31 protein-coding genes and 1 tRNA gene are annotated in these 25392 nt (G+C 45.7%); 3 read left to right on the top strand and 29 right to left on the bottom strand.

What is annotated here, in order from left to right; genetic code table 11:
* Positions 1 to 724: 724 nt before the first annotated feature.
* From Q0274_RS08265 to Q0274_RS08165, 21 genes are all read right to left on the bottom strand, one after another.
* Positions 725 to 1474 carry an ATP-binding protein gene (locus tag Q0274_RS08265; RefSeq protein WP_298028870.1) on the bottom strand — a complete coding sequence of 250 codons (750 nt, stop codon included), beginning with the start codon at positions 1472 to 1474 and terminating at the stop codon, positions 725 to 727.
* Complete coding sequence (locus Q0274_RS08260; protein ID WP_298028869.1) at positions 1471 to 2169, bottom strand: 5'-methylthioadenosine/adenosylhomocysteine nucleosidase; 699 nt, start codon at positions 2167 to 2169, stop codon at positions 1471 to 1473. Before Q0274_RS08260 ends, Q0274_RS08265 begins: the two co-directional genes overlap by 4 nt.
* A complete protein-coding gene (fabD, locus tag Q0274_RS08255) occupies positions 2166 to 3110 on the bottom strand; it encodes an ACP S-malonyltransferase (RefSeq protein ID WP_298028867.1) in 945 nt (314 codons plus the stop codon). The genes Q0274_RS08260 and fabD overlap by 4 nt, the downstream gene beginning before the upstream one ends.
* An 8-nt stretch (positions 3111 to 3118) precedes the next feature.
* On the bottom strand, positions 3119 to 3733 hold the full coding sequence (locus tag Q0274_RS08250) for a peptidylprolyl isomerase (protein WP_298028865.1): 615 nt from the start codon (positions 3731 to 3733) through the stop codon (positions 3119 to 3121).
* Positions 3734 to 3783: 50 nt separating this feature from the next.
* Complete coding sequence (locus Q0274_RS08245) at positions 3784 to 4626, bottom strand: tetratricopeptide repeat protein (protein ID WP_298028863.1); 843 nt, start codon at positions 4624 to 4626, stop codon at positions 3784 to 3786.
* Entirely contained in the window at positions 4604 to 5077 is a 474-nt protein-coding gene (locus Q0274_RS08240; RefSeq protein WP_291938293.1) for an OmpA family protein, read from the bottom strand. The genes Q0274_RS08245 and Q0274_RS08240 overlap by 23 nt, the downstream gene beginning before the upstream one ends.
* Before the next feature lie 55 nt (positions 5078 to 5132).
* The gene (gene tolB, locus Q0274_RS08235) at positions 5133 to 6380 is read right to left on the bottom strand and encodes a Tol-Pal system protein TolB (protein ID WP_298028861.1); all 1248 of its coding nucleotides are present in this window, start codon (positions 6378 to 6380) and stop codon (positions 5133 to 5135) included.
* Positions 6377 to 6790, bottom strand: a complete 414-nt coding sequence (locus tag Q0274_RS08230; RefSeq protein WP_298028859.1) for a hypothetical protein — start codon at positions 6788 to 6790, stop codon at positions 6377 to 6379. The genes tolB and Q0274_RS08230 overlap by 4 nt, the downstream gene beginning before the upstream one ends.
* An 18-nt stretch (positions 6791 to 6808) precedes the next feature.
* A complete protein-coding gene (locus tag Q0274_RS08225; RefSeq protein WP_298028857.1) occupies positions 6809 to 7789 on the bottom strand; it encodes a TonB C-terminal domain-containing protein in 981 nt (326 codons plus the stop codon).
* On the bottom strand, positions 7782 to 8180 hold the full coding sequence (locus Q0274_RS08220) for a biopolymer transporter ExbD (protein WP_298028855.1): 399 nt from the start codon (positions 8178 to 8180) through the stop codon (positions 7782 to 7784). The genes Q0274_RS08225 and Q0274_RS08220 overlap by 8 nt, the downstream gene beginning before the upstream one ends.
* Positions 8180 to 8755 carry a MotA/TolQ/ExbB proton channel family protein gene (locus Q0274_RS08215; RefSeq protein ID WP_005869630.1) on the bottom strand — a complete coding sequence of 192 codons (576 nt, stop codon included), beginning with the start codon at positions 8753 to 8755 and terminating at the stop codon, positions 8180 to 8182. The genes Q0274_RS08220 and Q0274_RS08215 overlap by 1 nt, the downstream gene beginning before the upstream one ends.
* Before the next feature lie 2 nt (positions 8756 to 8757).
* The gene (gene atpC / locus Q0274_RS08210; RefSeq protein WP_297881207.1) at positions 8758 to 9162 is read right to left on the bottom strand and encodes an ATP synthase F1 subunit epsilon; all 405 of its coding nucleotides are present in this window, start codon (positions 9160 to 9162) and stop codon (positions 8758 to 8760) included.
* A 10-nt stretch (positions 9163 to 9172) separates the two neighbouring features.
* The gene (gene atpD, locus Q0274_RS08205; RefSeq protein WP_298028852.1) at positions 9173 to 10570 is read right to left on the bottom strand and encodes a F0F1 ATP synthase subunit beta; all 1398 of its coding nucleotides are present in this window, start codon (positions 10568 to 10570) and stop codon (positions 9173 to 9175) included.
* Between the two features lie 11 nt (positions 10571 to 10581).
* Complete coding sequence (gene atpG / locus Q0274_RS08200; protein WP_005869637.1) at positions 10582 to 11490, bottom strand: ATP synthase F1 subunit gamma; 909 nt, start codon at positions 11488 to 11490, stop codon at positions 10582 to 10584.
* Between the two features lie 12 nt (positions 11491 to 11502).
* Positions 11503 to 13017 carry a F0F1 ATP synthase subunit alpha gene (gene atpA, locus Q0274_RS08195; RefSeq protein ID WP_298028849.1) on the bottom strand — a complete coding sequence of 505 codons (1515 nt, stop codon included), beginning with the start codon at positions 13015 to 13017 and terminating at the stop codon, positions 11503 to 11505.
* An 11-nt stretch (positions 13018 to 13028) separates the two neighbouring features.
* Entirely contained in the window at positions 13029 to 13559 is a 531-nt protein-coding gene (locus tag Q0274_RS08190; RefSeq protein ID WP_297950556.1) for a F0F1 ATP synthase subunit delta, read from the bottom strand.
* Positions 13559 to 14074: a F0F1 ATP synthase subunit B gene (locus tag Q0274_RS08185; RefSeq protein WP_298028847.1), complete on the bottom strand. Its 516-nt coding sequence runs from the start codon at positions 14072 to 14074 to the stop codon at positions 13559 to 13561. Before Q0274_RS08185 ends, Q0274_RS08190 begins: the two co-directional genes overlap by 1 nt.
* Before the next feature lie 10 nt (positions 14075 to 14084).
* On the bottom strand, positions 14085 to 14507 hold the full coding sequence (locus Q0274_RS08180; RefSeq protein WP_298028845.1) for a F0F1 ATP synthase subunit B': 423 nt from the start codon (positions 14505 to 14507) through the stop codon (positions 14085 to 14087).
* Between the two features lie 74 nt (positions 14508 to 14581).
* Positions 14582 to 15445 carry a ParB/RepB/Spo0J family partition protein gene (locus Q0274_RS08175; protein WP_297989228.1) on the bottom strand — a complete coding sequence of 288 codons (864 nt, stop codon included), beginning with the start codon at positions 15443 to 15445 and terminating at the stop codon, positions 14582 to 14584.
* Positions 15433 to 16224, bottom strand: coding sequence for a ParA family protein (locus tag Q0274_RS08170; protein WP_177389424.1), 792 nt, complete (start codon positions 16222 to 16224; stop codon positions 15433 to 15435). Before Q0274_RS08170 ends, Q0274_RS08175 begins: the two co-directional genes overlap by 13 nt.
* Complete coding sequence (locus Q0274_RS08165) at positions 16221 to 16856, bottom strand: biotin--[acetyl-CoA-carboxylase] ligase (RefSeq protein WP_298028842.1); 636 nt, start codon at positions 16854 to 16856, stop codon at positions 16221 to 16223. Before Q0274_RS08165 ends, Q0274_RS08170 begins: the two co-directional genes overlap by 4 nt.
* 41 nt (positions 16857 to 16897) lie before the next feature.
* Between Q0274_RS08165 and Q0274_RS08160 the strand changes: the two genes are divergently transcribed.
* A complete protein-coding gene (locus tag Q0274_RS08160) occupies positions 16898 to 17062 on the top strand; it encodes a hypothetical protein (RefSeq protein ID WP_298028840.1) in 165 nt (54 codons plus the stop codon).
* A gap of 326 nt (positions 17063 to 17388) precedes the next feature.
* Here the strand turns inward: Q0274_RS08160 and fmt are convergent, their stop codons facing one another.
* The 5 genes from fmt to rplU form a co-directional block, all read right to left on the bottom strand.
* Entirely contained in the window at positions 17389 to 18309 is a 921-nt protein-coding gene (fmt, locus tag Q0274_RS08155; protein WP_298028838.1) for a methionyl-tRNA formyltransferase, read from the bottom strand.
* 188 nt (positions 18310 to 18497) lie between these two features.
* Positions 18498 to 18839: a hypothetical protein gene (locus Q0274_RS08150; RefSeq protein ID WP_298028836.1), complete on the bottom strand. Its 342-nt coding sequence runs from the start codon at positions 18837 to 18839 to the stop codon at positions 18498 to 18500.
* Positions 18840 to 18965: 126 nt separating this feature from the next.
* Positions 18966 to 20021, bottom strand: a complete 1056-nt coding sequence (gene obgE, locus Q0274_RS08145) for a GTPase ObgE (RefSeq protein WP_298028834.1) — start codon at positions 20019 to 20021, stop codon at positions 18966 to 18968.
* A 110-nt stretch (positions 20022 to 20131) separates the two neighbouring features.
* Entirely contained in the window at positions 20132 to 20389 is a 258-nt protein-coding gene (gene rpmA, locus Q0274_RS08140) for a 50S ribosomal protein L27 (protein WP_291938329.1), read from the bottom strand.
* A gap of 10 nt (positions 20390 to 20399) precedes the next feature.
* The gene (gene rplU, locus Q0274_RS08135) at positions 20400 to 20708 is read right to left on the bottom strand and encodes a 50S ribosomal protein L21 (RefSeq protein WP_040303368.1); all 309 of its coding nucleotides are present in this window, start codon (positions 20706 to 20708) and stop codon (positions 20400 to 20402) included.
* Between the two features lie 219 nt (positions 20709 to 20927).
* Here rplU and Q0274_RS08130 point away from each other — a divergent pair, with 219 nt between their 5' ends.
* Entirely contained in the window at positions 20928 to 21356 is a 429-nt protein-coding gene (locus tag Q0274_RS08130; RefSeq protein ID WP_295151029.1) for a hypothetical protein, read from the top strand.
* 167 nt (positions 21357 to 21523) lie between these two features.
* Positions 21524 to 21985, top strand: coding sequence for a DUF411 domain-containing protein (locus Q0274_RS08125; RefSeq protein ID WP_298028832.1), 462 nt, complete (start codon positions 21524 to 21526; stop codon positions 21983 to 21985).
* A gap of 166 nt (positions 21986 to 22151) precedes the next feature.
* Here Q0274_RS08125 and Q0274_RS08120 read toward each other — a convergent pair.
* From Q0274_RS08120 to Q0274_RS08110, 3 genes are all read right to left on the bottom strand, one after another.
* Positions 22152 to 22225 (bottom strand) — tRNA-Gln (locus tag Q0274_RS08120).
* 988 nt (positions 22226 to 23213) lie between these two features.
* Positions 23214 to 24263: an HAD family hydrolase gene (locus Q0274_RS08115; protein WP_298028830.1), complete on the bottom strand. Its 1050-nt coding sequence runs from the start codon at positions 24261 to 24263 to the stop codon at positions 23214 to 23216.
* Between the two features lie 66 nt (positions 24264 to 24329).
* Positions 24330 to 25352, bottom strand: a complete 1023-nt coding sequence (locus Q0274_RS08110; protein WP_005869668.1) for an OmpA family protein — start codon at positions 25350 to 25352, stop codon at positions 24330 to 24332.
* Positions 25353 to 25392 lie beyond the last annotated feature (40 nt).

The following is a 25392-nucleotide window of genomic DNA, read 5'->3' as shown; positions in this document are numbered from 1 at the left end:
TAAAATTTTTGAAACATTTTGCAGAACAGGCGAGCGGTTTAAATTTACGGCGCACGACGATCGGATCTACGAATACGCTTCAAACTATAGCCTGCGGATAAAATTTTAAAATTTTGTGGGGTAAAATTTCATAATTCGGCTTCGTCGGAGTTTTGAATCGGGGTTCGTTAAAATTTTAAAATTTAGTCTGGTTGAGAATTTGAAAATTTTGTGAAGTAAAATTTCAAAAATACTTTTCGGAATAAAATTTCTACAACTATCTTTCGAGCAAGCTTTGCGAGCCTCTTAACACTCGCTCGTAAGGCTCCGCTTGGTACGGGCGGCTTTTGAGCAAGACGAGAGGGCGGCGCCGAAAACAGCCACGGCTGTTTTGTAAAAACAGATACAGCAACGCACAACCTACTATAGCTCGTAGCTTCTCGGGCGCAGAGGGAGCAACTGCTCGCGCGCACGGCTTTTTAGACGCAGGGGGATAGCTATTCGCCGCGGCTCGTGCACAACCCATACCCAGAAACGCAATCGCCCGCACCGCAATTTAGACACAGTGATCCAACTACTCACGCTGTGGCTCACAGCTCGTTCGAGCACAGGGGAAGACAACTGCTCTACGTGCGTCAGGCTCATTCAAGCCAAAAAATCGAACTAGGCGCACGAAACTCATGCTATCGCAAGAAATGCGCGCTTTGAATTCGTTTGAGCGAAGGAGTACAAACCGCTTAAAATTTTAAAATTTAGGCTCGAAAAAAGTCTCTTCGTGGATGTTGGCAAAGGCGGCTTGCAGGCTGATAAAAAACCTCGGATGAGTCTTTTCATACTGTGCCAAAAGCTCCTTCGTAGCGGCACGCGCGGTGGGTGCCTTGTCTCCGTATTGCTTCGCGGGGCAAACCTCCTCCTCGCGCATGATCGGAAGCTCGTTATCTCTAGCACAAGCGGCGATTTGGCGCTCGCGCGCAAGAATGAACGGGCGGATGATCACAAGCCCGTTTTCGGCGACATAGCGTGGAGCGAGAGTTCGAAGCGCGCCGTTAAAGGTAAAATTCATAAAAAAGCTCTCCGCGGCGTCGTCGAGGTGGTGGGCGATGGCGATCTTATTAAAGCCGTGCTCAAGCGCGTAGGAGTAGATGTATCCGCGCCTCATACGCGAGCAAAAGCTGCAAAACGTGGTGTTTGCGCGGATCTTTTCCTTGCCGAATTCAAAAATTTTAGTATCAATTATCTCGTAGGGGATCTCGTGCTCTTTAAAATGGGCACTTATCTCGCGCAGGTCCTCGCCGATACCGTAGGTGACGGTAACGGCTCGAAACTCCCAATCTAGCGGGCTTACGTTTTGGAAATGCTTCAGCACGTGCGCCAAGCTCATGCTATCCTTGCCGCCGCTAAGAGCTAGTAAAATTTTATCGCCGCGCTCGAACATCTTGTATTTGGCGTTGGTTTGTCCGACCCGGCGCAGTAACTTTTTGGAGAGGTTTATCATAACCTTTCGATCATTTTTAGGACGAAATTTGCGCTCGTTTGTGCGCTTTTTACCATAAACTCGTCAAAGTCGAACTCGGCTTTGTGCCCCGCCTCGTCGCTTATCGCGCGCAGCACGCAAAACGGCACACCCAGCGCGTCGCATACCTGCGCCACGCTCGCCCCCTCCATCTCGACCGCGCTCGCGTCAAACGTCCGCTCGATCCAGCTCTTGCGCTCCTCGCCGCTTACGAACTGATCGCCGCTAGCGATAATGCCCGATTTTAGCGTGATGCCAAGCTGCTCGGCGACGCTTTGCGCGATAGAATTTAGCTTTGCGTCGGTTTGGACTGAAATTTTACTTCCAGGCACGAATCCGTGCGGATGCCCAAACGCCGTGATGTCCAGATCGTGCTGCACGAGCGAGGTGGCGTATAAAATTTCGCCGATCTTAATGCCGCGCTTCAAAGCCCCCGCGACGCCTGTAAAAATGAGCGCGCGCGCGCCGAATTTCTCGATCATAACCGTAGCCGTCAGAGCGGAATTTACCTTGCCGATCTTCGAATATGCGATCACTAGATCGTGACCGTTAAGCTTGGCGGCGTAGAATTTATTATTCGCATGCTCCGTAGCCTCCACGCTCACGCCCCGCTCGCGCAGTGCGGACAATAGCGGCTCGATCTCTTCGGACATAGCGCCCAAGATCGCTACTTTCATCCATTCTCCTTTGCAAATTTCAAAAACTCGTCTAGGCTCGCAAGATCCGTGATGCTGAAGGTCGGCTTCTGCGTGATCTTTTTGTTTATACCTTTTAAAACCGCCGCGCCGAACTCGACGAAGCAATCCGTCTCGCTCTCGTAATTTTTGATGCTTTGTTTGTAAAGCACGGGACTGATAAGCTGGGCTTTAAGCAGCTCCAGCGCCTCGGATTTCGCCCCGTATGCTCGCGCCGTGGCGTTAGCGACGACTGGGGCGAAGCTCTCTTTTAGCGCGGGGCGCAAAAATTCCAAAAGCTCGTCGCTGGCGCTTTGTAGCATCGGGCAGTGGCTTGCGACGCTCATATTCAGCAACATCGCGCGCTTTGCGCCTGCGGCCTTAAACTCGCCCTCGAGTGCCGCGAGATCGTCTTTTTTGCCCGCAACTACGATCTGCCCGTCGCAGTTATAATTCGCCGCCCAAACCTGCTTGCCTGCACTCGTCGCATTCGCGCAAATTTTTTCAACTGCCTCGTCGGCAAGAGCCAAGATCACCATCATTCCGGCGCCTTTGCCCTCGCAGGCGTTCTGCATGAGCCTACCGCGAATATTTACTAGCTTTAGCATTTGCTTTGATTCTATGCCTCCCGCGGCGCTTAGCGCGCTAAACTCGCCCAGCGAATGTCCGAGCAAGAACTGCGGAGCGATGTTAAGCTTTTCTTGATCCGCTCTTTCTTGTAGCGCCGAAAGCGCCATCATAGAATTTAGCGCGATAGCAGGCTGCGTAAATTCCGAAACGTCAAGCTTGTCGCCGGGCTCAAACAGTAAATTTTTAAAATCGATGCCGGTAAAGTCTGAAGCCTCATCCAAAAGCGCGCGCGCAGAAGCGGAGTTTTCGTAAAACTCCCTGCCCATGCCTACGCTTTGGCAGCCCTGTCCGGGGAAGATAAAAGCAAATTTCATAAAAAAGCCTAATGTTCGTGGTGGTGCCCGCCGCAGCACTCGTGATCTTTTCCGTGATCGTGGCCGCCGCAACACTCGTGATCCTCTGCGTGATCGTGTCCGTGTCCGCCGCAACACTCGTGCCCCTCGTGATGATGGTTATGACCGCAGCCGCAGCTGTGCGCACCCTCCGGCTGTCCGGTAAGAATTTCGTCCGCCGTCGCTTCGCGGTTCTCGACGATCTTTATATTAAATTCCAGCTCCTTGCCCGCGAATGGATGGTTAAAGTCGATGGTAACGTCCTGCTCGCCGATAGCTTTGACGCTCACGCGGGTAGTTGCACCGTCCTCCGCCTGGCCGAAAAGCTCCATACCCACGACCAGATCGATGCCCGCGAACTGCTCTTTAGGTAGGATCTGCACGGCGTCCTGCTTATACTCGCCGACCCCGTCGCTCGGGCTTATGCGAACCGTTTTGCTCTCGCCCGCTTGTAGATTTAAAATTTCATCCTCCAGCTTTTGGATGATTTGATCTTTCCCGCTAAGAAAGGCGATCGGGTCGGAGTTTAAATTTGACTCTAAAATTTCGCCGGTTTTACCGTCTTTTAGCTCATAATGCATCTTTATAACTCGGTTGTTAGCCATAGTTTTCTCCTGTTTAGAATTTTATTTTTGAGTTTGTATTTAAATTTAGGTTATCTAGTGGGCGCGGCTTTAGCTTCTTTGGAATCCGGGTATGAAGCCTTTAGCGCTTTGTAGAATTTATCTGCGCTGTCTTTATCGCCGATCTTATCGAAGCTGATCGCGGTGTGATAAAGAAGTTTTGGGGTGTAGTCTTGGCTCTCATTGTGCGAGATACTCTTTTTGTAGTAGTTTATCGCTTCTGCGTATGAGCCGGAAAAATATGAAATTTCGCCCAGCATATAGTTTGCCTTAGCGGGCTTGTAATTTTTAGATACTAAATAATTGTAGCGCTCTTTTGCGCCGGAATAGTCTTTTTTGGCATATAAAGTGTCAGCCTCTTTCAATACTGAAGACTGATCTTTTGATTTAAAATCGGAGTCTGATTTTGTACTAGCAGGGACTGAAGCAGTGCCTGCGTCTAATTCAGCGTTTTTTTTTACGCTGCCGCCGCTACCTAATTTTTTATTGATTTCAGCGATTTGGGCTTTTATAGTTGCGATATCTCGTTTCATCTGATCTAGCTCGCTGTTGCCTTGGCTTTTGCCCGTAGTACGAATTTCTAGATCCGCCACCCTGTTTTCCAGGTTCGAAATTTTAGAATTTGTTCCTTCAAAAACGCTTCGCAAACCTTCGACACTCTCGCGTGTATTATCTACGCTAGTTTGCATCTCGCTTATACGCTTGCGGTTATCGCGCAATACTTGTTCGTTTTCGGTTAGTCCATAAGAGCTACCTGAATCAATATTGCCAGCATCAAATGCAGAAGTTTCTGCATTTAAAAAAGTGGCGACTCCACAAAGAGCCGCCACCGTGAAATTTTTAAATTTCAAATTAGAATCCAACTTTGAATTCATCGCGTCTATTTTGAGCGTCGCACTCTTTAGAATGCTCTGTGCAAGCCATATTGCTCTCGCCGTAGCTTACTACGGAAATTCTGCTCTCATTTACGCCTTGAGCAACCAATGCGTCTTTAGCTGCAGTAGCTCTCTTTAGACCAAGAGCATAGTTGTACTCATCAGAACCCCACTCATCGCAGTTACCCTCAACTTTAACAGTTAGAGACTCTGCCCCTGCTTGGTTGAATAGAGCTGCGTTATTATTGATTGTGCCTTGTTGATCGGCTCTAATATTAAATTTATCAAAGTCGAAATAAACAGTGCCAACTTCACTTTGGATCTGAGATGCCAAAGCAGCTAGTCTATCTGCATTACTTGTGCTTGTAGTATCGGCCTCTGGGGTCTTTTTAGAACAACCGCTCAATAATAGAGCAGCAACTGCTATCGAAGATAAAACTAAATGTTTCATTTTCTATCCTTTCAAAAAAAATTGAAGTCATTATATCACGAGATTTTTTAATATTTTACCAATCAACCGATTGAATTTTACCCACTCTTAACGGAAATTGAAAACTTTTATTCTCGTTAACTCTGATAATACCTACCGAGCTTCCGCCGCCGTCTTGCTTGATAAACATAATGCTACCGCCATCGCTAGAAAATCTAGGAAACATATTTTTGCCGCTAGCCGTTAACTGGCGAATCATATCGGTTTGAGTTGAGATTAAATATATATTAAATCCGCCCCCGCCATCGCGACTAGAGTAAGTAACGTAATTGCCATTTGTGCTGATGGAGTTATTGTTTTTGCCATGATAGACGAGCTGCTGAACGTTGCCGCCGTTTATGCTAGTGGCAAATACGTTTGGATAACCCAGACGGTCGCTAACAAAAGCTATGCGCGAATCGCCGTCGATAAAATTTCCATTTACATCAATGCCAGCGTAATCAGTAATCTGTTTAGCGCTGCCCGAGGCTATATCATACAAATAAATATCGGGTTGATCTTTAGGCGCATTGGTGATTAAAAGCTTTCTGCCGTCGGCGCTTACATCTGAAGCTATTGTCATGCCGTGACCGGTAAAAATTTTACTCTTGCTACCATTGGATAGATTAAATTTATAGATAGCGGGCGTATTTTTATTGACATAGTAGGTGTAATAAAATTCGTTCTGCGCTGCACTTGCCCATTTAGGGAAGATATTTAATCCGCCACGAAGCACCACCTGCTGATAGGTAAGCGTATAATCCGCCACCATAATCTCGCTCTCGCGCGTCGAAGTATAGCGAGAGAGCAAAATCATCTCCTTCATCCAATCGACGTTTGAGTACCCTAGCTGCTTGACGATTTCAGATACCGCCATGTGTGCTAAAAATGGATATTTCTCGGCATTTGAAAGCGTAAAGCTCTTCTCGTACATCACCCTGCCGCTGTTCGCCTCGAGCACTTTGGCTTTTAGGCTCATCGGCGAGCTTTTATCACTTACCGCGTAACGCACGATAAGAGCGGCACCGCTAGAGCCTAGATTATCGGAAGCACCCGCATCATAGCTGCTTTGTAGATACTCGTCGCTGACTTCAAAAGTCGCGCCGACCTTTAGATCGCCCACCATAAGTTTAAAGAATTTGTTGCCAAATTCTGAATTTGCAAGGTTCGATGCATCCTGAACGACGATTTTAGGTAGATTTACCCCTTCGTTTACGATAGACATAGTCGCATCTGCCGCGAAAATGCTACTACAAAATGCAAGAATCAAAAGTAGTTTCTTCATCTTTTCTCCTTAATTTGATCTGACTTAACATTATATTTTAAAGAAATCCCAAATTTACGAGGCTCGTTGTCTGGCGCTTTTGCAAAGCGTTGTTTCGGAAGCCTCACCAAAAAGTTCTTAAGTTTTTTGCGGAATATTTCATCCCCCTCCAAATAATCTGTGCTATAATCAATAACTTTCCCATCAGCACTTAAGCTTACATTGAGCAGCACGCTACCTTCAGCAGGGGTCATTTTTTGCGCCCGCCACAAATAACCCAGCTGTTTTTTAACATCATTATAATAAATCTCAATTTTATAGGAATTTTGAATTTCGATGTTTAAATTTGAAGAGGTAGAATTTTTAGCAGAATCCACATCCTTTGCAAAAAGCATACAGCAAAACGCAAAAATACAAAAAAGTCTCTTCACTTTTTTCCCTTACGAATTCTAATTTGTCTTCATCACGTCGGACATCCTAGTATCAATCTCATGCGACGCTCCGTCGGGAGACTTCGGGAAAGTCTGAGTCGATAGATTATCCAAAAAGTCTCGCAACTTCTGATTAAATTCAGTCTCTCGCCCCAGCTCTATAATAGTATAATCTGCCACTCGCCCATCTGCGCCAAAGACTATCTTAATCCTTGCGTCGTCCTTCGCGGTCGCCACATATCTGCTCCATAGAACCTGAAGCTTCTTCTCGATAGCGCCGTAATAAGCGTTATACTCGCCCGTCCTTTGCGTCCTGCCGCCAAGCTTATCGGATTTGACCACAGCATTTTTAGATGCCGCTTTATCCTTAGCACTAGAGGTGGCGGTTTCTTTATCGGACTTTTTGTTACTCTGAACGGCGTCGCTAGCTTTAGCGCTCTCCTCAAGCTTCTTATTGTCCTTAGTCGTATCCGAAAAAAGATCGCTCAAGCTCGGTTTTTCCTCTTTTTTTGGCTCCGACTTAGCTTCCTCTTTTTTCTCTACTACTTTTTCGGAAGGTTTATCTTCCAACTTAGGCTCGGGCTTGGGCTCCTCTTTTTTGGGCTCAGCCTTAGGCTCGTCCTTTTTAGGTTCCGGCTTCGGCTCTTCCTTCGGCTTTTCGGGCTCTTTTGGCTTCGCCTGCACCGGAGGTGGCGGAACTACTTGCGCCGTAGTCTTAATTTTATCCTCCGGCACATCCTTCACATTCTTATTTTCAAACTCGCCTTGCTTTGTTTCTTTAGCGATTTCAGGCGCAGACGGAAGTTTATCATCTATTTCGAAATCAAAAGTAACATCCATATAATCGTTGGGATTGTCAGTATATTTTTTAAATTTTTCCTGCGGCTTTGAAATTTGATATAAAAGAACAAAAATCACCAGCAGATAGGCAAAAAGGGCGATTAAAAACGATTTAAAATTATCGTATTTAACCCCCGTAAAATTTGAATAATTAGCCATTTGTTTGAAGCGCGACTTTTGTAAAACCCGCTTGCTTTAAGCTCTTTAAGACAAACATCACATCGTCGTAAACGAGTCTCTTATCGGCTTGGATATAGACGGGTTTTTCCAAGCTATACTTGCCGGTGCCTTTAAGCAGCACGAGATTATCCGGGAATTCAACTAGGTTCATCGAGCTTTTGTCGATATAAACCTTGCGATCTTCGCCGATACGCACAAGCAAGAATTCTGCGGTATTTTCCGAAACCTGTGCTTTTGAGCCGCTAGGCAGTTCGATCTTCTCATCGTAGATAATCGCCGTTTGCGCGACCATTAAAATCGCTAGCAAAACAAGCATAATATCGACGAGCGGAGTGATATTTAACTCTGGATTTTCGTCGAAATTATACATTAAATAGCTTTTCCAGTGTTTGCTTTAAATAGCAAAATATCCGCTGTACGATTTATAATGCTCATAACTTCGTATGCTTTGCGTTTTATAAGTAAGCTGAAGGTGTATGCAGGGATCGCTACAAAAATTCCACATCCTGTGGCAACTAGCGCCTCACTGATCGCAGGAGCGATAGTATCGATGCCGGAATTCCCACCGCCGAGCTTGGAAAATGTGTGAAGTATGCTAACGACCGTACCAAATAACCCGATAAATGGCGAAGTAGAGGCGACGATAGATAGCCAGGTAAGTCCGCTAGTGGAGTCGCGTTCGGCCTTGCCTTTATAAATTTCCAAGGCTTCTTTTGAAATTTTATCGGTATTTACTTTTTGAAAAATAGAGCCCGAAAGCGAAATCCTACCGCCCATCAGCAAGGATTCGAGTGCTTTTGCTTCGCGGTGTTGCCACGCACTAAGCCCTACAAATCTGGAGATCAAAATCGTAAAAGTAACGACAAAATAGACGGATAACCAAGAAAGCACGAATATCGTAATGAACGTGCTTCTCGTAAAATAACTTAAAATTAGATCTAGCATATTTAACTTTGCCTTGCGAATTCGTCGACTCTAGCCATTATCGCTGCGGAATTTGCCGCATCGGAGCTAATGGACGCAAGCATATCTTTGGCGCGCTGCAAAGACTTCGCTACGGCGCTTTCGCTATCACCTCCGATAGCTACGGCTTGAGTGGCTAGAATAGTAGTTTTTTCTTCGGTAACTTCCAAAAATCCGTCGTTTACCAAAACAAGCTGCTTTTTGCCATCTTTATCTACGATCTCAACGACTCCGCCTTCGCTTTTGTCTTTAAGTCCCGTTAGCAAACTCGCATGCCCAGGTAAAACGCCCATCTCACCGGTGATGCCAGGGAGTTGGACGGATTTAACCTCACCCGAAAAGACCATCCCTTCGGGCGTAACGATATCTAAAAGCAAAAATTCTTTCATCTTAAAATTCCTATGCTTTCATCTTTTCAGCTTTTGCTACTACCTCGTCGATATTTCCCACCATATAAAAGGCATTCTCCGGCAGATCGTCGTATTTGCCCTCTAAAATTCCCTTAAAGCCAACGATAGTTTCCTCTAGCGAGATATATTTGCCCGGACTTCCGGTAAATACCTCGGCTACGAAAAACGGCTGAGATAGGTAGCGCTCGATCTTTCTAGCGCGCTCGACTACGAGCTTATCCTCTTCGCTAAGCTCGTCCATACCTAAAATCGCGATAATGTCTTGCAAATCTTTATATTTCTGAAGTACTGCCTGAACGCCGCGAGCGACCTTGTAATGCTCCTCGCCGATGATTTGCGGATCAAGCATTCTTGAGGTCGAATCAAGTGGATCGACGGCAGGATAAATTCCTTTTTCAGCAATCGCTCTGTTTAAAACGGTCGTCGCATCAAGGTGCGCGAAAACGGTCGCAGGAGCTGGGTCGGTAAGGTCGTCCGCAGGCACGTAAACGGCCTGAACGGAGGTGATAGAGCCCTTTTTGGTCGAAGTGATGCGCTCCTGTAATTTACCCATTTCGCTAGCAAGCGTAGGCTGATAACCGACCGCGGACGGAATTCGTCCTAAAAGCGCGGACATCTCCGAACCCGACTGCGAGAAACGGAAGATATTGTCGATAAACATCAAAACGTCAAGCCCAAGCTCGTCGCGAAAATACTCAGCCATCGTAAGGCCGGTTAGCGCGATACGGTTTCTCGCTCCCGGCGGTTCGTTCATCTGACCGTAGGTTAAGGCAACCTTATCCAAAACACCCGATTCTTTCATCTCGTTATAAAGGTCGTTTCCCTCTCTCGTTCGTTCGCCGACGCCCGCAAATACGGAGTAGCCGCTGTGTTTGAAAGCGACGTTGTGAATTAGCTCCATAATAATAACGGTCTTACCGACGCCCGCACCGCCGAATAATCCTACCTTACCGCCCTTCGCGTAAGGGGCTAGCAGATCGACTACCTTAATGCCGGTTTCAAAAATTTCACTCTTCGTGCTTTGATTTTCAAAGCTAGGTGGATCTCTGTGGATCGACCAACGCGTTTCAAATTTCTCATCCTCGCCCTCATCTATCAGATCGCCCGTGACATTAAAAATTCTGCCCAAAACCTTCTCGCCCACTGGCACAGTAATAGGCGCGCCCAAAGCGACGGCCTCAAGTCCTCGCCTCAGTCCGTCGCTCATATCCATAGCAATCGTACGGACGCGGTTGTCTCCAAGGTGTGCAGCTACCTCTAGGATCAGCCTACGATGAGCCCCTTCGACGTCAAATTTAACCTCGATAGCTTCATTAATCTTCGGCAAGTAGTCCTTGAAATCGACATCGACCACGGGACCCATTACCTGAGAAATTATTCCTTTCATCCGTTTTCCTTTCATTTCATTGATTCGACGCCGCTTATGATCTCGATAAGCTCAGTCGTGATAGAGCCTTGTCTGGCTTTGTTGTATGCTAAATTTAACTGCGATACGCGTTCTTTGGCGTTATTTGTCGCATTCTCCATAGCGTTCATTCTCGAGCAATGCTCCGCTGCCAAAGAGTCAATAAGCGCGTAATACATGCTGTAGCTAAGATAGCTCTGGATTAAATTTAACATCAATGTTTCTTCATCCTCAGGGCTTTCAACTTCTACTTCCAATGTAGATGTTTTTAAAGCATCCTCGCTAATCGCAGGCTCACCGATTGGCACCAACGTATTTACCCGCATCTCTTGGGTAATCATATTCAAATAGCCGTTGTGGATAAGTATGACTTCGTCAGTTTTACCTTCGTTAAAATCCTTAACTGCGGCTTGGACGATCTCGTTAGCTTTCTCGGACGATGGAGATGAGCTCACGCCGATATATCGCTCCAAAAGCTCAATGCCTTGAAAATCAAAATACTCTATCCCCTTTTTGCCGACGGCGCGAAGGCGAACCTTGATCTTTTTCGCTTTAAGCTCCTCGATCAAAGCTTTGATCTTTTTGATGGTGTTGATATTAAAACCGCCGCAAAGCCCTTTATCTGCGGTAATAAACAGCAGATCAACCACCTTTACCTCTCGAGTGGTATCAAAAATTCTAAGTTTTTCGTCGTTGCCCGAATTGTTGCCTACGTAATTTTTAACGCGCGCAGAAATTTCACCCAAGACCTCGTTAATCTTCACCGCATAAGCTCGCGAGCGCATCGCCGCTTCTTTTGTGTTTTTAAGCTTAACGTTGGAGACCAGCTTCATAGCTTTGGTAGTCTTCTCCGTATTTCTGACGCTTTTGATCTGTAGCTTTATATCTTTTAAATTTGCCATAATTTAGCCCTTTTAAGCGGCAAAGGTCGCTTTAAAGTCATTTAGAGCCTTGATTAAATTTTCTTCCAAATCTTTCTCGATGGTCTTTTTACTTCTAATCTCTTCAAAAATATCAGGATATTTCGCCTCGATATATGGATATAGCTCAGCTTCAAATTTGCCAATAGAGCTCGTAGGCACATCGTCCAAAAATCCGCGGCTTCCCGCAAAGATGATGACCACTTGATTTTCGACCGGAAGCGGCGAATAAGGAGGTTGCTTTAAAATTTCGACCATTCTTTGTCCGCGATCCAGCTGCTTACGGCTGCTCTCGTCCAAATCGCTCGCAAACTGCGCAAACGCCTGAAGCTCACGGTATTGAGCGAGATCTAGGCGCAAGGTTCCCGAGACCTTTTTGATCGCTTTAATCTGCGCGGAACCACCGACGCGGCTAACGGATAGACCCACGTTGATCGCAGGACGAATTCCAGAGTTAAATAGACCAGATTCTAGGAAAATTTGACCGTCGGTGATAGAGATGACGTTTGTAGGGATATACGCCGAAACGTCGCCTGCCTGCGTCTCGATGATAGGAAGCGCCGTTAGGCTACCTGCACCGAGTGCATCGCTTAGTTTGCTAGCGCGCTCAAGCAAACGGGAATGTAGATAAAATACGTCGCCAGGATACGCCTCGCGTCCCGGCGGGCGACGCAAAATAAGTGACATCTCTCGATATGCGACCGCGTGTTTGCTAAGATCATCGTAGATGATAAGCGCGTGGCGGGAGTTATCTCTGAAATACTCTCCCATGGTGCAGCCTGAATACGGAGCCAAATACTGAAGCGCGGCCGCCTCGCTAGCACCGGCTGCAACTACGATTGTATAATCCATCGCACCGTATTCTTCAAGCTTTTTAACGACTTGCGCGACGGTAGATTGCTTCTGGCCGATTGCTACGTATATGCAGATGACATCTTGGCCCTTTTGATTGATGATAGTATCAACAGCAACGGTGGTTTTTCCTGTTTGGCGGTCGCCGATGATGAGCTCGCGCTGTCCGCGACCGATCGGCACTAGCGCGTCTATCGCTTTAAGACCGGTTTGAAGCGGTTCGTGGACGGATTTACGAGCCATGATGCCTTTGGCCTTTTCTTCGACAAATCTAGTATCGCTGGTCTCTATCGCGCCTTTGCCGTCGATCGGCTCGCCTAGAGCGTTTACCACGCGACCTATTAGGGCATCACCTACCGGAACGCGCAAAAGCTTACCCAATCTTTTAACGCTACCACCTTCGTTAATACCGCTAGTATCGCCTAAAATAACGATGCCGACACTGCTCTCCTCTAAATTTAACGCGATACCACGAGCTCCGTTTTCGAATTCGACCATCTCGTTAGCCATTACGTTTTTTAAGCCGTAAACATTAGCAACGCCATCTGCGACCGAAACGACCTTACCGGTTTCTTCGATATCAACGCTAAGATCGAAATTTTCGATTCGCTCTTTGATTATGCTGCTGATTTCGTCTGCCTTAATTTTCGCACCCACGCTTTACTCCTTTAAATTGCTTTTAAAATATATTCGCTCATTTTTTGTTTCAATCTATCAACTGAAAAACTAATCTCAAATCCAAGATCCTCTACTTCGATCTTAATGCCCTCAAGCTCACTTTTAACGGGTTGTAGGGTAATATCTGCATTAAATTTCTTTGAAATTTTAGCCTCTAGCTCTTTTATTTTCGCGACGTCTATTTCGGTAGCGGAATAAATTTTACCTAAGTATTTATTATCCAGCGCCGCAATATTCTTGCGCAGTTCCTCAACTATCTGCGGGATTAGCGCAATACGCCTATTTTTGGCTAGGAGTTTAATAAAATTTACGATTTTTTCGCTTGGATTTTTTATAAACGACGCAATAAGTTCCACTTTGGATTCCTCTTTTAGCGTCGGAGATTTTACAATATCTTGGAATTTTGGAATTCTAAATGCGCTCGCGACGCTCTCGAGCGTCTGCAAAACAGAGCCTAGTTCATCTTTTTTATAGCTCAGTATAAGGGCGTTTACATATCTTTTTGAGGTGTTATTTATCATCATCCGACCTTTTTATCTACGATTTTAACCAGCTTATCTTGACCGAATTTAATGTCATCCGATGTAAAAACGTCATCCATTATCTCGCTTACGACCTCTTTTTTGATCTTGCGCGCCTCAAAGCTTTTCTGTTCGTCGAAAGATTTTTGCAAATTCGCAATCTCCTGCTCGGTTGCATTTTTTATCTTTTCGGCAGCGAACACGATCTCTTTTTTAGCGGTTTCGATTAAAGCTGCGCCTTGAACCTTGGCATCTTGCAGATCTTTTTTAGCTTGTTCCTTGCGAGCTGCAGACTCTTTTAAAATTTTTTGATTAGCTTCAAGCCTAGATGCGATGCCGTCGATTCTACCTTGATATGCTGCTTTTGCGGGACCTTTTAAAAGATAAAACAAAATTCCGAAAAACAAAATGAAATTTATGCTTCGCCACAGCACGTCGTAGTCTTTGACTCCATCGTGCCCACCGCTTGCTAAAACAAACGCCGGAATTATAAATAAAAATAGATATTTTTTCATACTGAAATCCTCATACTTTAGCCACGGCAGTACTTAGAGCATTTTTAAATTCCGGAATTTTGGCTTGCAAATCATTTTTTAGGCCACGTTTTTGCTCATCCAAACCGCCTAAAAATTGATCAAAATCCTCCTCCATCGCGGCTTTTTTCTCGGCTATTTCTCTGGCGGCAGCCTGCTTTGCGCTATCCATCGCCTCTTGCTTTATTTTAACAGCTTGCAACTTCGCAGCATCCATGATTCTTACGATCTCTGCTTTATCGGCATCTGCATCCTGTGCATTTTTCATCGCATTTGCCTCATCTTCTCTAATAATAGCCTCTCGCTTTTCCATATGCAAAAGTAGCGGTCTATAAAGCTTGATATTTAAGAAGTAAATCAAAGCTAAAAATACGACGATGGTCGTTATCATGGCGGTTAAACTTACGTCTAGCATCGCACCTCCTCCAGGTTAGTTTTAAACAAAATGCGTATTTTACAATATGAAAAATTAAAATACACTATAAAAAATCATCCGATTTTCTTTAAAAACTCGGAAATTTGTAAAATTTCGCTAAATTCGATCGAAATTTTACGCTCTTTGATACTTATTTTACCAAATTGATCAAGCTTGGCCTTTAGCTTTAAAAGCTCGGGCTTGAAGCTTTGAAATTCCGCGCCAGGCTTTTTCTCTTTCGGAACGGTTTTATCTTTGAGCTTTTTTACTAAAGTTTCGGTATCTCTTACGCTTAGACGCTGTCCTAAAATGGTGTTTAGTGCTAAAATTTGATCCTCTTTTTCGAGTCCAACCATTATCTTGGCGTGCCCTTGCGAAATTTTATCTGCGCTTATGGCGTCTTGCACTTCGGAGCATAAATTTAAAAGCCTTAGCGTATTGGTAATCTGCGTGCGGGACTTTTTGATGATGTCGGCTAACTCCTCTTGCGTGATCCTATATTCACCGATAAGCTCCTTATAGGACTTAGCAAGCTCAATAGGATTTAGATCCTCACGCTGGATATTTTCGATAAGGGCAAGCTCTCTTAAATTTTGAGATTTTATGTCCGCGACTACGGCTTTGATTTTACTCTCGCCCAAAAGCTTCGTCGCTCTTAGACGTCGCTCGCCGGCGATAAGGACATAAGAATCATCTTTTTGAATAACAATGATAGGCTGAATAAGCCCGTGGCGGGCGATGCTTTCGCTCAGCTGCCTAAGTGCCTCCTCATCGAAGCTCTGCCGCGGTTGATATGGATTTGGCTCGATTTTATCGACATCGATTTCGATAACTAAACTATCGGCATTTCCGCTTTCTAGCTCTCTGTTATAGGAGCTTTCTACGTCGTCTAAAATCGCACCGAGCCCACGCCCGAGCGCTCTTTTTACCTTGCCCATTTTTGCTCCATTATGGATTTAGCGAGGTCTTGATAAGCGATGGAGCCAGCAGATTTTATATCGTATAAAACCACCGGCTTGCCAAAGCTTGGGCTTTCGGCTAGCTTAATATTGCGCGGAATGATGACTAGATCATCACTCTTGCCGATACGAAAGAGCTTATCATCGAAATACTCGCGTAAATTCGCGACCGTTTCTTTGGCGAGATTGTTTTGCAAACTATACATCGTAGGCAAAAATCCACGAATTTTTAAATTTTTATTGAGCGTTTGCTTAACGACTTTTACGGTATTTAGGATCAACGCGACGCCTTCAAGCGCGTAGAATTCACACTGAATCGGGATGATGACGCTATCGCTTGCGACTAAGGCATTTACAGTAATGCTACCCAGCGTCGGCGGCGAATCGATGATGATGAAATCGTATCTGTCCTTAACCTCGGAAATTTTATTTTTTAGCATTAGTTTGAAGTCTTTCTCTTCGCTTACTTCGCGCTCGATACCTACAAGTCCGATGTTTGACGGCACTAAATCCATAAACTCAAGTTCGGTCTTTTGGATCACTTCGGACATGCTCTTACGCCCTGTTAGGACGTGATAAATGTTAAATTCAAAGTCGCTGCGGTTAAAGCCAAGCCCGGTTGTAGCGTTCGCCTGAGGGTCTACGTCAATCAGTAGAACCCGCTTTTTCTTTATCGCTAGCGACGCAGCGAGATTGACCGCCGTGGTCGTCTTTCCGACGCCGCCTTTTTGATTGGCAATCGTAATTACTTCACTCATCTTAAAGCATAAACCCTTTCTTCGTTTATTATGATCGATCCGTCTTCGCAAAGTTTAGCCTGCGCAAGCGAAATTTTTTCACCGCCTAGATGAACGCTAAATTTTTGCGATTTTTGGAATTGTAACGAAAAATTTCTAAAAATTTGCTTCCACGAGATTTTATTTTCATATAGCGCAAAAAAGCCCTCTATAGCGTCTTTTGCGCTGATTTTTATATCTAAAATTCCCGCATATTCGGGCGCACCGAGTAGGTTCATGCCGATGCCGCAGACGAGGGTATTTTTGATCTTATTCGTCATCGCTCCGCCGATTTTGCGCCCATCTACATAAAAATCGTTGGGCCATTTCAGCCAAAGCCGCGAACCGAGCGATGCGAGAAGCTCCTGCATAATCATCGCAAAATATATGCTCGCCGACTGAGGCGGCACATCTGCAGGCAGATCGCTCTGCGCGACACAGAACGAAAATGCGAGGTTGCCGCTCGCGCCCTCCCAATCATTGCCGCGCGAGCCGATACCGGCGCTTTGGCGATTTGCGGCGATCGCAAAGGGCGGCGTTATCCTGCCTTCGCGCACGGCGCCCACCAAAAACTCCTGCGTGGAGGGTATTTGCTCTACAAATTCTACTTGCAAAACCCGCTCCTTGCGTAAGACGAAGGGCTCGCCTTGAAATATTGCAAGCGTTTAAATTCCGCGTAGCGATAGAATTTTGCGACAAGATAAAATTTAGCATGATTAAATTTTACGACATAGTGAAATTTTGTGCGATGAAATTTTACGCTCTTGCTAAATTTTTCGGTAACGCGGATTTTCCCAGCGGCATTTCGATAAAATTTTAAAGCCCTGTCTCGCAAAAATTCTGCGGCACGATCATAGAATTTTAAACTGTGCGTGTTCGGTATAGCGCTGTAAAGTCCGCAACTGCGGCGGCGAAATTTCAAGCTCCTGTGAGCGTAAAATTTTAGAGCATAGAAGCGAGGTTTTAAAATTTTATAAAGCCTTGATTTTGGAGCTTCGCTTCGAAATTCCGCACAGTAAAATTTTACTTCACGATTGCGGCGATACCCAAGGCAGAATTTCGCCGCGATCCCAAAAGTGCGGCGCAAATAAAATTTCCGCGTAGCATCATAAGCGCGGCACAAAACGCGAGAATTTAAAATCCCGCTTAGCATAGCAGATCACCGATCTTTAGCCGCTTGCCGTTTAGATACGCGCTAGCGTCCACGGGCTTTTTGCCTGGCTCTTGCACCTTTATGATCTTAACCGCGCCCTCGCCGCAAGAAACGCAAAAGCCGAGCTTATCAACGCACAGAATTTCGCTCGCGCGTTCAAATTTACGCCCGCGAGATTCGCGCAAAAGCTCTAGTTCTAAAATTTTTAACCCGCTAGCTAGATAAATCCCCGGCCAGGGCGTTAGCGCACGAAATTTGTTATAAATTTGGCGTGCGCTTTCCTCAAAGCTAAAAAGCCCGTCTGATTTGCTTATTTTTTTGCAGTGCGTAGCCTGCGCGCCCTCTTGCTTAAGCGGCGTTAAATTCGAAAAATTTCGCAACACTCGCACGATCAGCTCGCCCGCTAGATCGCCCAGTTCACTAAACAGCTGCGCCGCCATTTTATCCTCGCAAGGTGTGTAAGCAAAATCAAGCATATCGCCCGTGTCAAGCCCCGCATCCATCAACATCGCCGTCACACCCGTCTGCTTTTCGCCCGCCAAGATCGCGCTTTGGATCGGGCTTGCGCCGCGGTATTTAGGCAGGATCGAAGCGTGCAGATTTATGCAAGGTGCGATATCAAGCACGCTTTGCGGCAAAATTTTACCGTATGCGGCAACCACGATAAAATCAGGCTTTAGCTCTTTTATCTGCGCTGCGACCGCCTCGTCTTTGAGTGTCGCGGGCTGAAAGATCGGCACGGCAGGCAGATACTGCTGCGCGTAAACTTTAACCTCGCTCGGAGTTAAAATTTGCTTCCTGCCGACGGGCTTATCAGGCTGCGTAAAGACGGCCGCGATCTCAAATTTCGCCTCCGCAAGCGCGCGTAAAATTTTAGCCGCATACTCGGGCGTTCCCATAAAAACTATATTCATTCTTTTCCTTTAAATTTAGCCAAATCACGACGCGAGCAATAATGCGGGCGCCGACCGCACAAGCGAAGCAAATTTTACGCAGATCGCGAAGCAAACCCGGTCCGCATCTGCTCGCACGAAGTAAAATTTATACGCGTCGCACAAACCAAACCCCGTGCAAAAGGCCGCATTATTGCCGTTTTTCGCGTTTATTTGACGGCGGATTGATTTTTATCCTCGGATCCGTCCGACCAAGGCCAAAAAGCACACGGATCTTCGGACCAATAAATCTTTGCAGACGGTTTCGCTCCCAGCTCATCTAGGCTAATCTTGCCGTCGCGATTAGCGTCTAAGCTCTTAAATTCCGAGCCTGAGCGCAGATTTAGCTCTACTCTCAGCCCAGACGGCACCTCGCTCGCCATCCACTCTTGCAAGCTCAGCGCGCCGTCGCGATCCTTGTCGTTAAAGTCCATAAAATTCGACACCGGATCGGCGGGATCGCAACCGTATGCGCCGAAGCATAAAAATACTAGGATAAAAATTTTATTCATTTCGCCTTCTTAAATTTTATCTTTTTGCGACGTTTGCGAGCGATAAACATAAAATTTACCCACATATTCGGGCGCGCTTAAGGCCCGCGTTCGCAAAAGCCCTATGCGGCGCGGCTTTAGCGCAACCTACAGCTCCTTTTTAAGTAGCTCAAGCAGGTTAAATTTTAGCTCGTTTATATTTTGTCCCGTAGCCGAAGATATCGGCATCACGAAAAACGGCTTAGCGGCGTCAAATTCATAAATATCTTGTTTAAATTTCATCTCGCCCGCCGTGACTACAAGCCCCAAATGCGACAAAAACGCGTCAAATTTTTCCTGCAAATTTTCGGCCGCGTCCGCGCGAGTTAGAGCGATCGCGTAATCTTTTTTTACAAGCTCTCCGGAAAATTTCGCCGTCTCGGCCCTCAGCGCGTCAAACTGCTCCTCAAGGCTGCGGTAGTTCGCAAGATCGAGCATAAAAAGCAAAATTTTAGTGCGCTCGACGTGTTTTAAAAACTGCACGCCAAGCCCACGCCCTTCGCTTGCGCCCTCGATGATGCCCGGGATATCGGCCATAACAAAGCCGCTGTATTCGTCCACCTCGACGAGGCCGAGCTTTGGCGTGAGCGTGGTAAACTCGTAGTTAGCAATCTGAGGTTTGGCGTTTGAGACGGTGGATATGAGCGTGCTTTTGCCGACGTTTGGAAAGCCCACGAGCCCAACGTCTGCGATGAGCTTTAGCTCCAAGCGCACCTCGCGCGTCTGCCCCTCTAGGCCTTTTTGCGCGTATTCGGGGGCTTGGTTGATCGAGCTTTTAAAGTGCACGTTGCCAAGCCCGCCTTTGCCACCTTGCAAAAAAAGCCTCGTCTCGCCATCATTTAGCATATCAAGCACCAGCTCGCCGCTATCCTCGTCGTAAATGCTGGTGCCGGGAGGGACGATGAGATAGAGATCCTCGCCGCTTTTGCCGGTCTTTTTGCGACCCTCGCCGGGCGCGCCGTTTTGCGCTTTAAACTCCCGCTTGCCCTTGTAGGATGAGAGGGTGTGGGAATTTTTATCAACCCTAAAATACACGTCGCCGCCGTCGCCGCCGTCGCCGCCGTCGGGACCGCCTAAGATGACGAATTTTTCGCGGCGGAAGCTGACGCAGCCCGCGCCGCCGTCCCCTGATTTGACGCTAAATTTTACGCTGTCTATGAACATAACTATCCTTAAATTTAAAACGGCAATTATAGCCAAATGAGTTGAAGATAATTTTTAAACGGATGAAATTTTAAAAGAGGGGCTTGCGCCCCCGAAGATTTTAGCGGTAATTACGCGGCTGGATAAACCGATACTTTTTTGCGGTTTTTATCTTTTCGCTCAAATTTTACGACGCCGTCGATCAGCGCGAAAATCGTGTGATCGCTACCCATGCCTACGTTGCAGCCCGGGTGCGTCGCAGTGCCGCGCTGGCGGATGATGATGTTGCCCGCGCGAACGAACTCGCCGCCGAATTTTTTGACGCCCAAGCGACGCCCGATACTATCTCTATTATTTTGGGTTGAGCCCTGACCTTTTTTGTGTGCCATTTCCTATCCTTTATGCGTTAATCGAAACAACTTTGACGCGGGTGTATTGACGTCTGAAGCCGCGTTTTACTTTTGAATCTTTACGTCTGCGTTTTTTGAAGATAACGACTTTTTTATCCTTGCCTTCGCAAACGACCTCCAAAACCACCTTGGCACCCTTTACGAACGGTGCTCCTACCTTTAACTCGCCGTCGTTTAGCGCTAAAACTTCGCTAAGCTCGAGCTTTGCTTTCGGCTCAGCATTAAAATGGTCTAAATTTAGGTAGTTACCCTCTTCGACCTTATACTGCTTGCCGCCGTGTTTGATGATAGCATACATCAAAAATCCTTTAAAATTTGGTAGCCAAAAAGGCATTTGCCGTGCAAAATTTAAAAGCCCGTTTGGTATGAAACTTTGAATATTATCCGAAATTTTATAAATTCCTACTGAAACGCCTCGCAAAATTCCTACGAAATTTCAAATTTCAAGGGCTCGGATTTATTTTAAACTAAAGATAAATGTGCTACTATCGCAACGAAATTTTTGAAGGAGAATTTTATGAGAAATTTAATAGCTGCGCTCATAGCAGCGGTATTTTTTATCGGTTGTTCCAACTGGAATATATCCAACGAACCAAGCGGAGTACGCAATCAAACAAAATCCCAAAGCAGCAAAACAAATATCGGCGGCGTAAATGATAAAGTCCAAGAGGTCTCCACCGCAGGCACCACTGATATGGTCGAAACGACCTTACCCGATAGCACAGGTATGACTAATGCGCCGAAAGATCGCAGCGATGCATTTCACATCAATCAAGTAATTTCTGCGTGGAATAAACAGCCAGACTCCATCAAAACAACCGAAGACAATGGTAATATCTACACCTGGAAAAACTATAAGCCGGGCTGCGACGTATCACTTACCAGCGACTCGGAAGGCTACGTATCAAAATCCGCTATCAAATCAGCACTGTCTCAGTGCCTATAACCAATTTATCCGCTTTATCCGCGACGCCGAAATTTTGAAATTTCTTAAAATTTCGGCTTACGAGCGGGTATGCTTCGCCAAATCTAATCTTAACATTCTACGGTTCACTCTTAAAAATTTACTATTCGTATTGTATAATCGAGGACCTTTAATCACTGGAGCAAAATATGAAGAAAATTTTATTTGCAGGTGCGCTTTTAGCGGCATTAGGTAGCTATGCGGCGGCGGGCGAACACATCAAGGTCTATCACGGCGAGAGCTGCGGCTGTTGTCACAACTGGGCAAAATATATGGAGCAAAATGGCTTTGAAGTCGAGATGATTTCGCTGGCTGACGAGCCGCTTATCCAGAAGAAGAATGAGCTTGGGCTTCCGCTGGAACTCACTAGCTGCCACACCGCGATCATAGACGGATATGTAGTCGAAGGGCATATGCCAGCAAGTGAGATCCGCACGTTACTAAAAAATAAGCCTAAAGACGTCATCGGCATAGCAGTACCTGGCATGCCACTAGAAGCGCCAGGTATGGAGCAAGGCTCTCAGCCCGAGGTCTATGACGTGGTAGCGTTTAAAAAAGACGGCTCATATCAAAGCATTGCCACTTACAAAGGCAAAGAAAAAATCAAATAATCCGCCGCTTCAAAGCGGCAAACTTACTTATTAGCTCGCTAAAATTTTGCCTATTTTATGGCTCGACGCAATTTGCTTTAGCCGGCGAATGCTGTCACGATCTGCAAAAATAACGCGCAAATTAATTTCAAACACTAACTATGATAAAGGGGATTCAAAATTTAAGTGGATGGGCTAATAGGGGTCGAACCTATATTCACAAATCCAGAGTTTGTTGTCCTGCCATTAGACGATAGCCCATTGCGGAAGCGGTATTTTATAGCATTTTGCTTTAAAAAAGCATAAGAGCGGGCGGAATTTTAAAATTTCGTAAAATTTTAGATCAAATTTAAAGCCCTGCTGCGCCGAAACGATAAAATTCAAACGCAAAAGCTAACGCTGCTTTCATAGGCTTCGATAAAAGAATATGACTGCTCGCCGAGGAGCTAAATTTTAAAATTTGGCTAGTTTATCCTATATTTGCGCCTTTGCGAGCTATTTGTCGCAGGATGAAATTTTAGCATATAAACCTACTTTAAAAACATATACCATTTAATGCTCGCCTGGTGAGCACAGCCGTAAATACTATAAATCTCACCGAAAATTCGCAGCGAGCATAATTGTGAAAAACCCGAATACGGCGCCTAAATAAGCGTCAAATATGCTTGCGACAAGATCGCACAAAAAAAGTCTTACCAAATACTTGCCTCAAGCGTAACATAGAATTTATCGCGATTAAGTTGGGTTTAACTAGAATCAAAGCCAAAATTTGAGTGCGAAGCTTGCATTAAATTTCTTGCAAAAGCCGTTCACAAGCTCAAAAGATATTGCGAAATTACATAAAATTTGACTGCGGTGAAATTTTCTCATACATTGTGTTAATACAAACCGAAAGTGAATAGAACACAATTACTCGAGGTAGCAAAATTTTCCCATACGTCGTTAATACCGAACATTGACGAATCAGATCAAGTACTATGGACAAAGTGAAATATTCCCGTACATTGTTAGTTCAGCACAGGCTATTGCTAGACCAGAGTAGAAATATGCGAAATTTAACTCCGCCTATCGTTTGAACACTTAGAAAGCGTCTTGCTCTCCAGCTAAATAGCGCGGACATTTATATCGCGTGCTGTTTAAAAAGCGAATTAATTGGAATTTTAAATCTCGAGCGCGAATTCGCTTAAATATTTGTAAAAATAGCGCATCAAAACTAGGTAAAATTTCGCTCCGTCGCGCTTTAAAATTTCTACGAAATTTCGCGTATCAACTCAACCGCCTCTTTTGCGTCCGCGCATACGAACTCGAAGTGCGCCCGTAGCTCCGAGGCGCTGCCGTAGCCGCAGCTCACGCCGATGCTTCGCACCGCTGCCGACTTTGCCGAGATGGCGTCAAGCGACGTATCACCGATCATAAAGATATTTTGGCCAACAGAAGGCAGGATTTCGTCACTGCAAATTTTGTCATAACAAGGAGTGGAATTTAGCTCATGTGCATCATAAATTTTACCGCCGCGCGCTCCGCCTTTATCGCTCTCGCCCTCGATGCTGACACCGCTCTTTTGGCTCTTATTGCCAGCCTCATATCTATCGCTCTTTACTTCGCTTAAATTTTTAAGCGAAATTGTATCGGAATTTTTACTCGCAATACTGCTTAAATTTTGCTCGAAAACTTTGCTAGAATCAGGATCAAGCGCAAGAATACTCGGTAGATTGGATGGCGGAATTTCGCTCAAAATCGTACTCCTGTTAGTAGCGCTTGTATTTTCATCGGCAGTCGCGTCGTGAGTTTTACCGCGAGCCGCATGCGGGCTTTTGCTAGCGGTCGCGCCGCAAATTCCTAAATTTTCGAGCGCCTTTAAGATCGGTTCGGCGCTTGGTTTGGGTTTTTTCACATCCTCTCGTCCGACGATGGTGCCGAAAAATTCCGCGATACCCAGATGCTGCAATAAAATTTTAGAAAATTTCGACGTTTTAGTGGTTACGACGCCTAAATTTGCAAACTCGCTCGCCGCACGAACCGCCTCGAACGCACCGCTTAACAGAACGGTCTGATCCAAAAATATCTGCGCGTATCGTTGCTTATAAGCGAGCACGAAATTCTGCACATCGCGCGTCACACCTAGACGCTCAAACATTACCTCTAACGGATGGCCGATAAGCCTTTTGATCGCTTCGTCGCTAGGCTCTGCGGCGCCCAAATGCGCAAACGCGTAGTGAAAGCCGTCCAGTATCGCGGGCGTGGAGTCTATGAGCGTGCCGTCCAGATCGAAAAGCAGTGTAATTTGGAATTTTGGCATTTTAAAATTTAATTTGGATATAAAAAAAGCGGAGCCGAAGCTCCGCTTATGTGGATCTAGAAAAGATTATTTTCTAAATTTAGCATCAACGCGTCTATTTTGAGCGCGGCCTGCTTTAGTAGCGTTTGTAGCGATAGGCTTAGTCTCGCCGTATCCTACAGTGGTGATTCTGCTGGCATCTACGCCGAAGCTCTTAAGCGCACCTCCAACAGCAGCAGCTCTGCGCTCGGAAAGCTTTTGATTATATGCATTCGAACCGGTGCTATCGGTGTGACCCTCTAGAATTACTTTGTAATCAGGGTGAGCCACTAGCACGTCGCTTACGTTTTTGATCTGGTTCATAAACTCAGGGGAAATTTTTGAGCTATCTGTAGCGAAATTTACGCCCAAATTTAATCTAATAACCTTCTCGCAGCCGTATTCATCAACAACTACGCCGGCAGGCGTGCCTGGGCATCTATCGACATTATCGCATACGCCGTCGTTATCTGCGTCTTTGCAGCCTGTAGGAGCCGGAGCGGCAGCTGGAGCTGCGTCAGCATATCTCTTGCCAAAATCAACCGCAAAGCCTAGAGTATAGAACAATACGTGGTTGCCGTCGTCAAATCTGATAGCATCGCGTGCTTCAAGCTTTGTAGCGAAGTTGTCGGTGATATAGTATTTTAGACCCAAGCCGTATTGACCGAAGCCGCTATCTTGGTCGCCATCGTTGTAAACGTCTTTAGTGTAATCCATATATCCAAGACCTAGCAAGCCGTATAATTTGAAATTATCGGTGAAATTTACCAAGTCTTTTACAGCATTGATGTGGTAGTATCTAGCGCTAGGCTTAGCATTGCCGGCTCTGTAAGCTAGATCCTCTACCCCGATATGACGAGAGTAATCGAAACCTGCCTCTAATTGATCAATGAATGAATTCTGTAGGTTTTTAGCAAGGCGTAGACCGAACATAAAATTCGAATCTAAATCCATATTTCCCTCATGAGTCATTCCGCCAACAGTAGGGGTAATCTCCCAGTGATAATCAGCATCGCTAGCAAACAATGCGCCGGATGCACACAAGCTTAATGCAAGTAGAACTTTCTTCATTAAACATCCTTTCAAATAAAGTTGTAATTCGATATTACCA

The organism is uncultured Campylobacter sp., assembly GCF_937973075.1.
Classification (GTDB): domain Bacteria; phylum Campylobacterota; class Campylobacteria; order Campylobacterales; family Campylobacteraceae; genus Campylobacter_B.
Note: the sequence above shows the minus strand (reverse complement) of the source record. Positions and strands in the feature narration are given on the sequence as shown.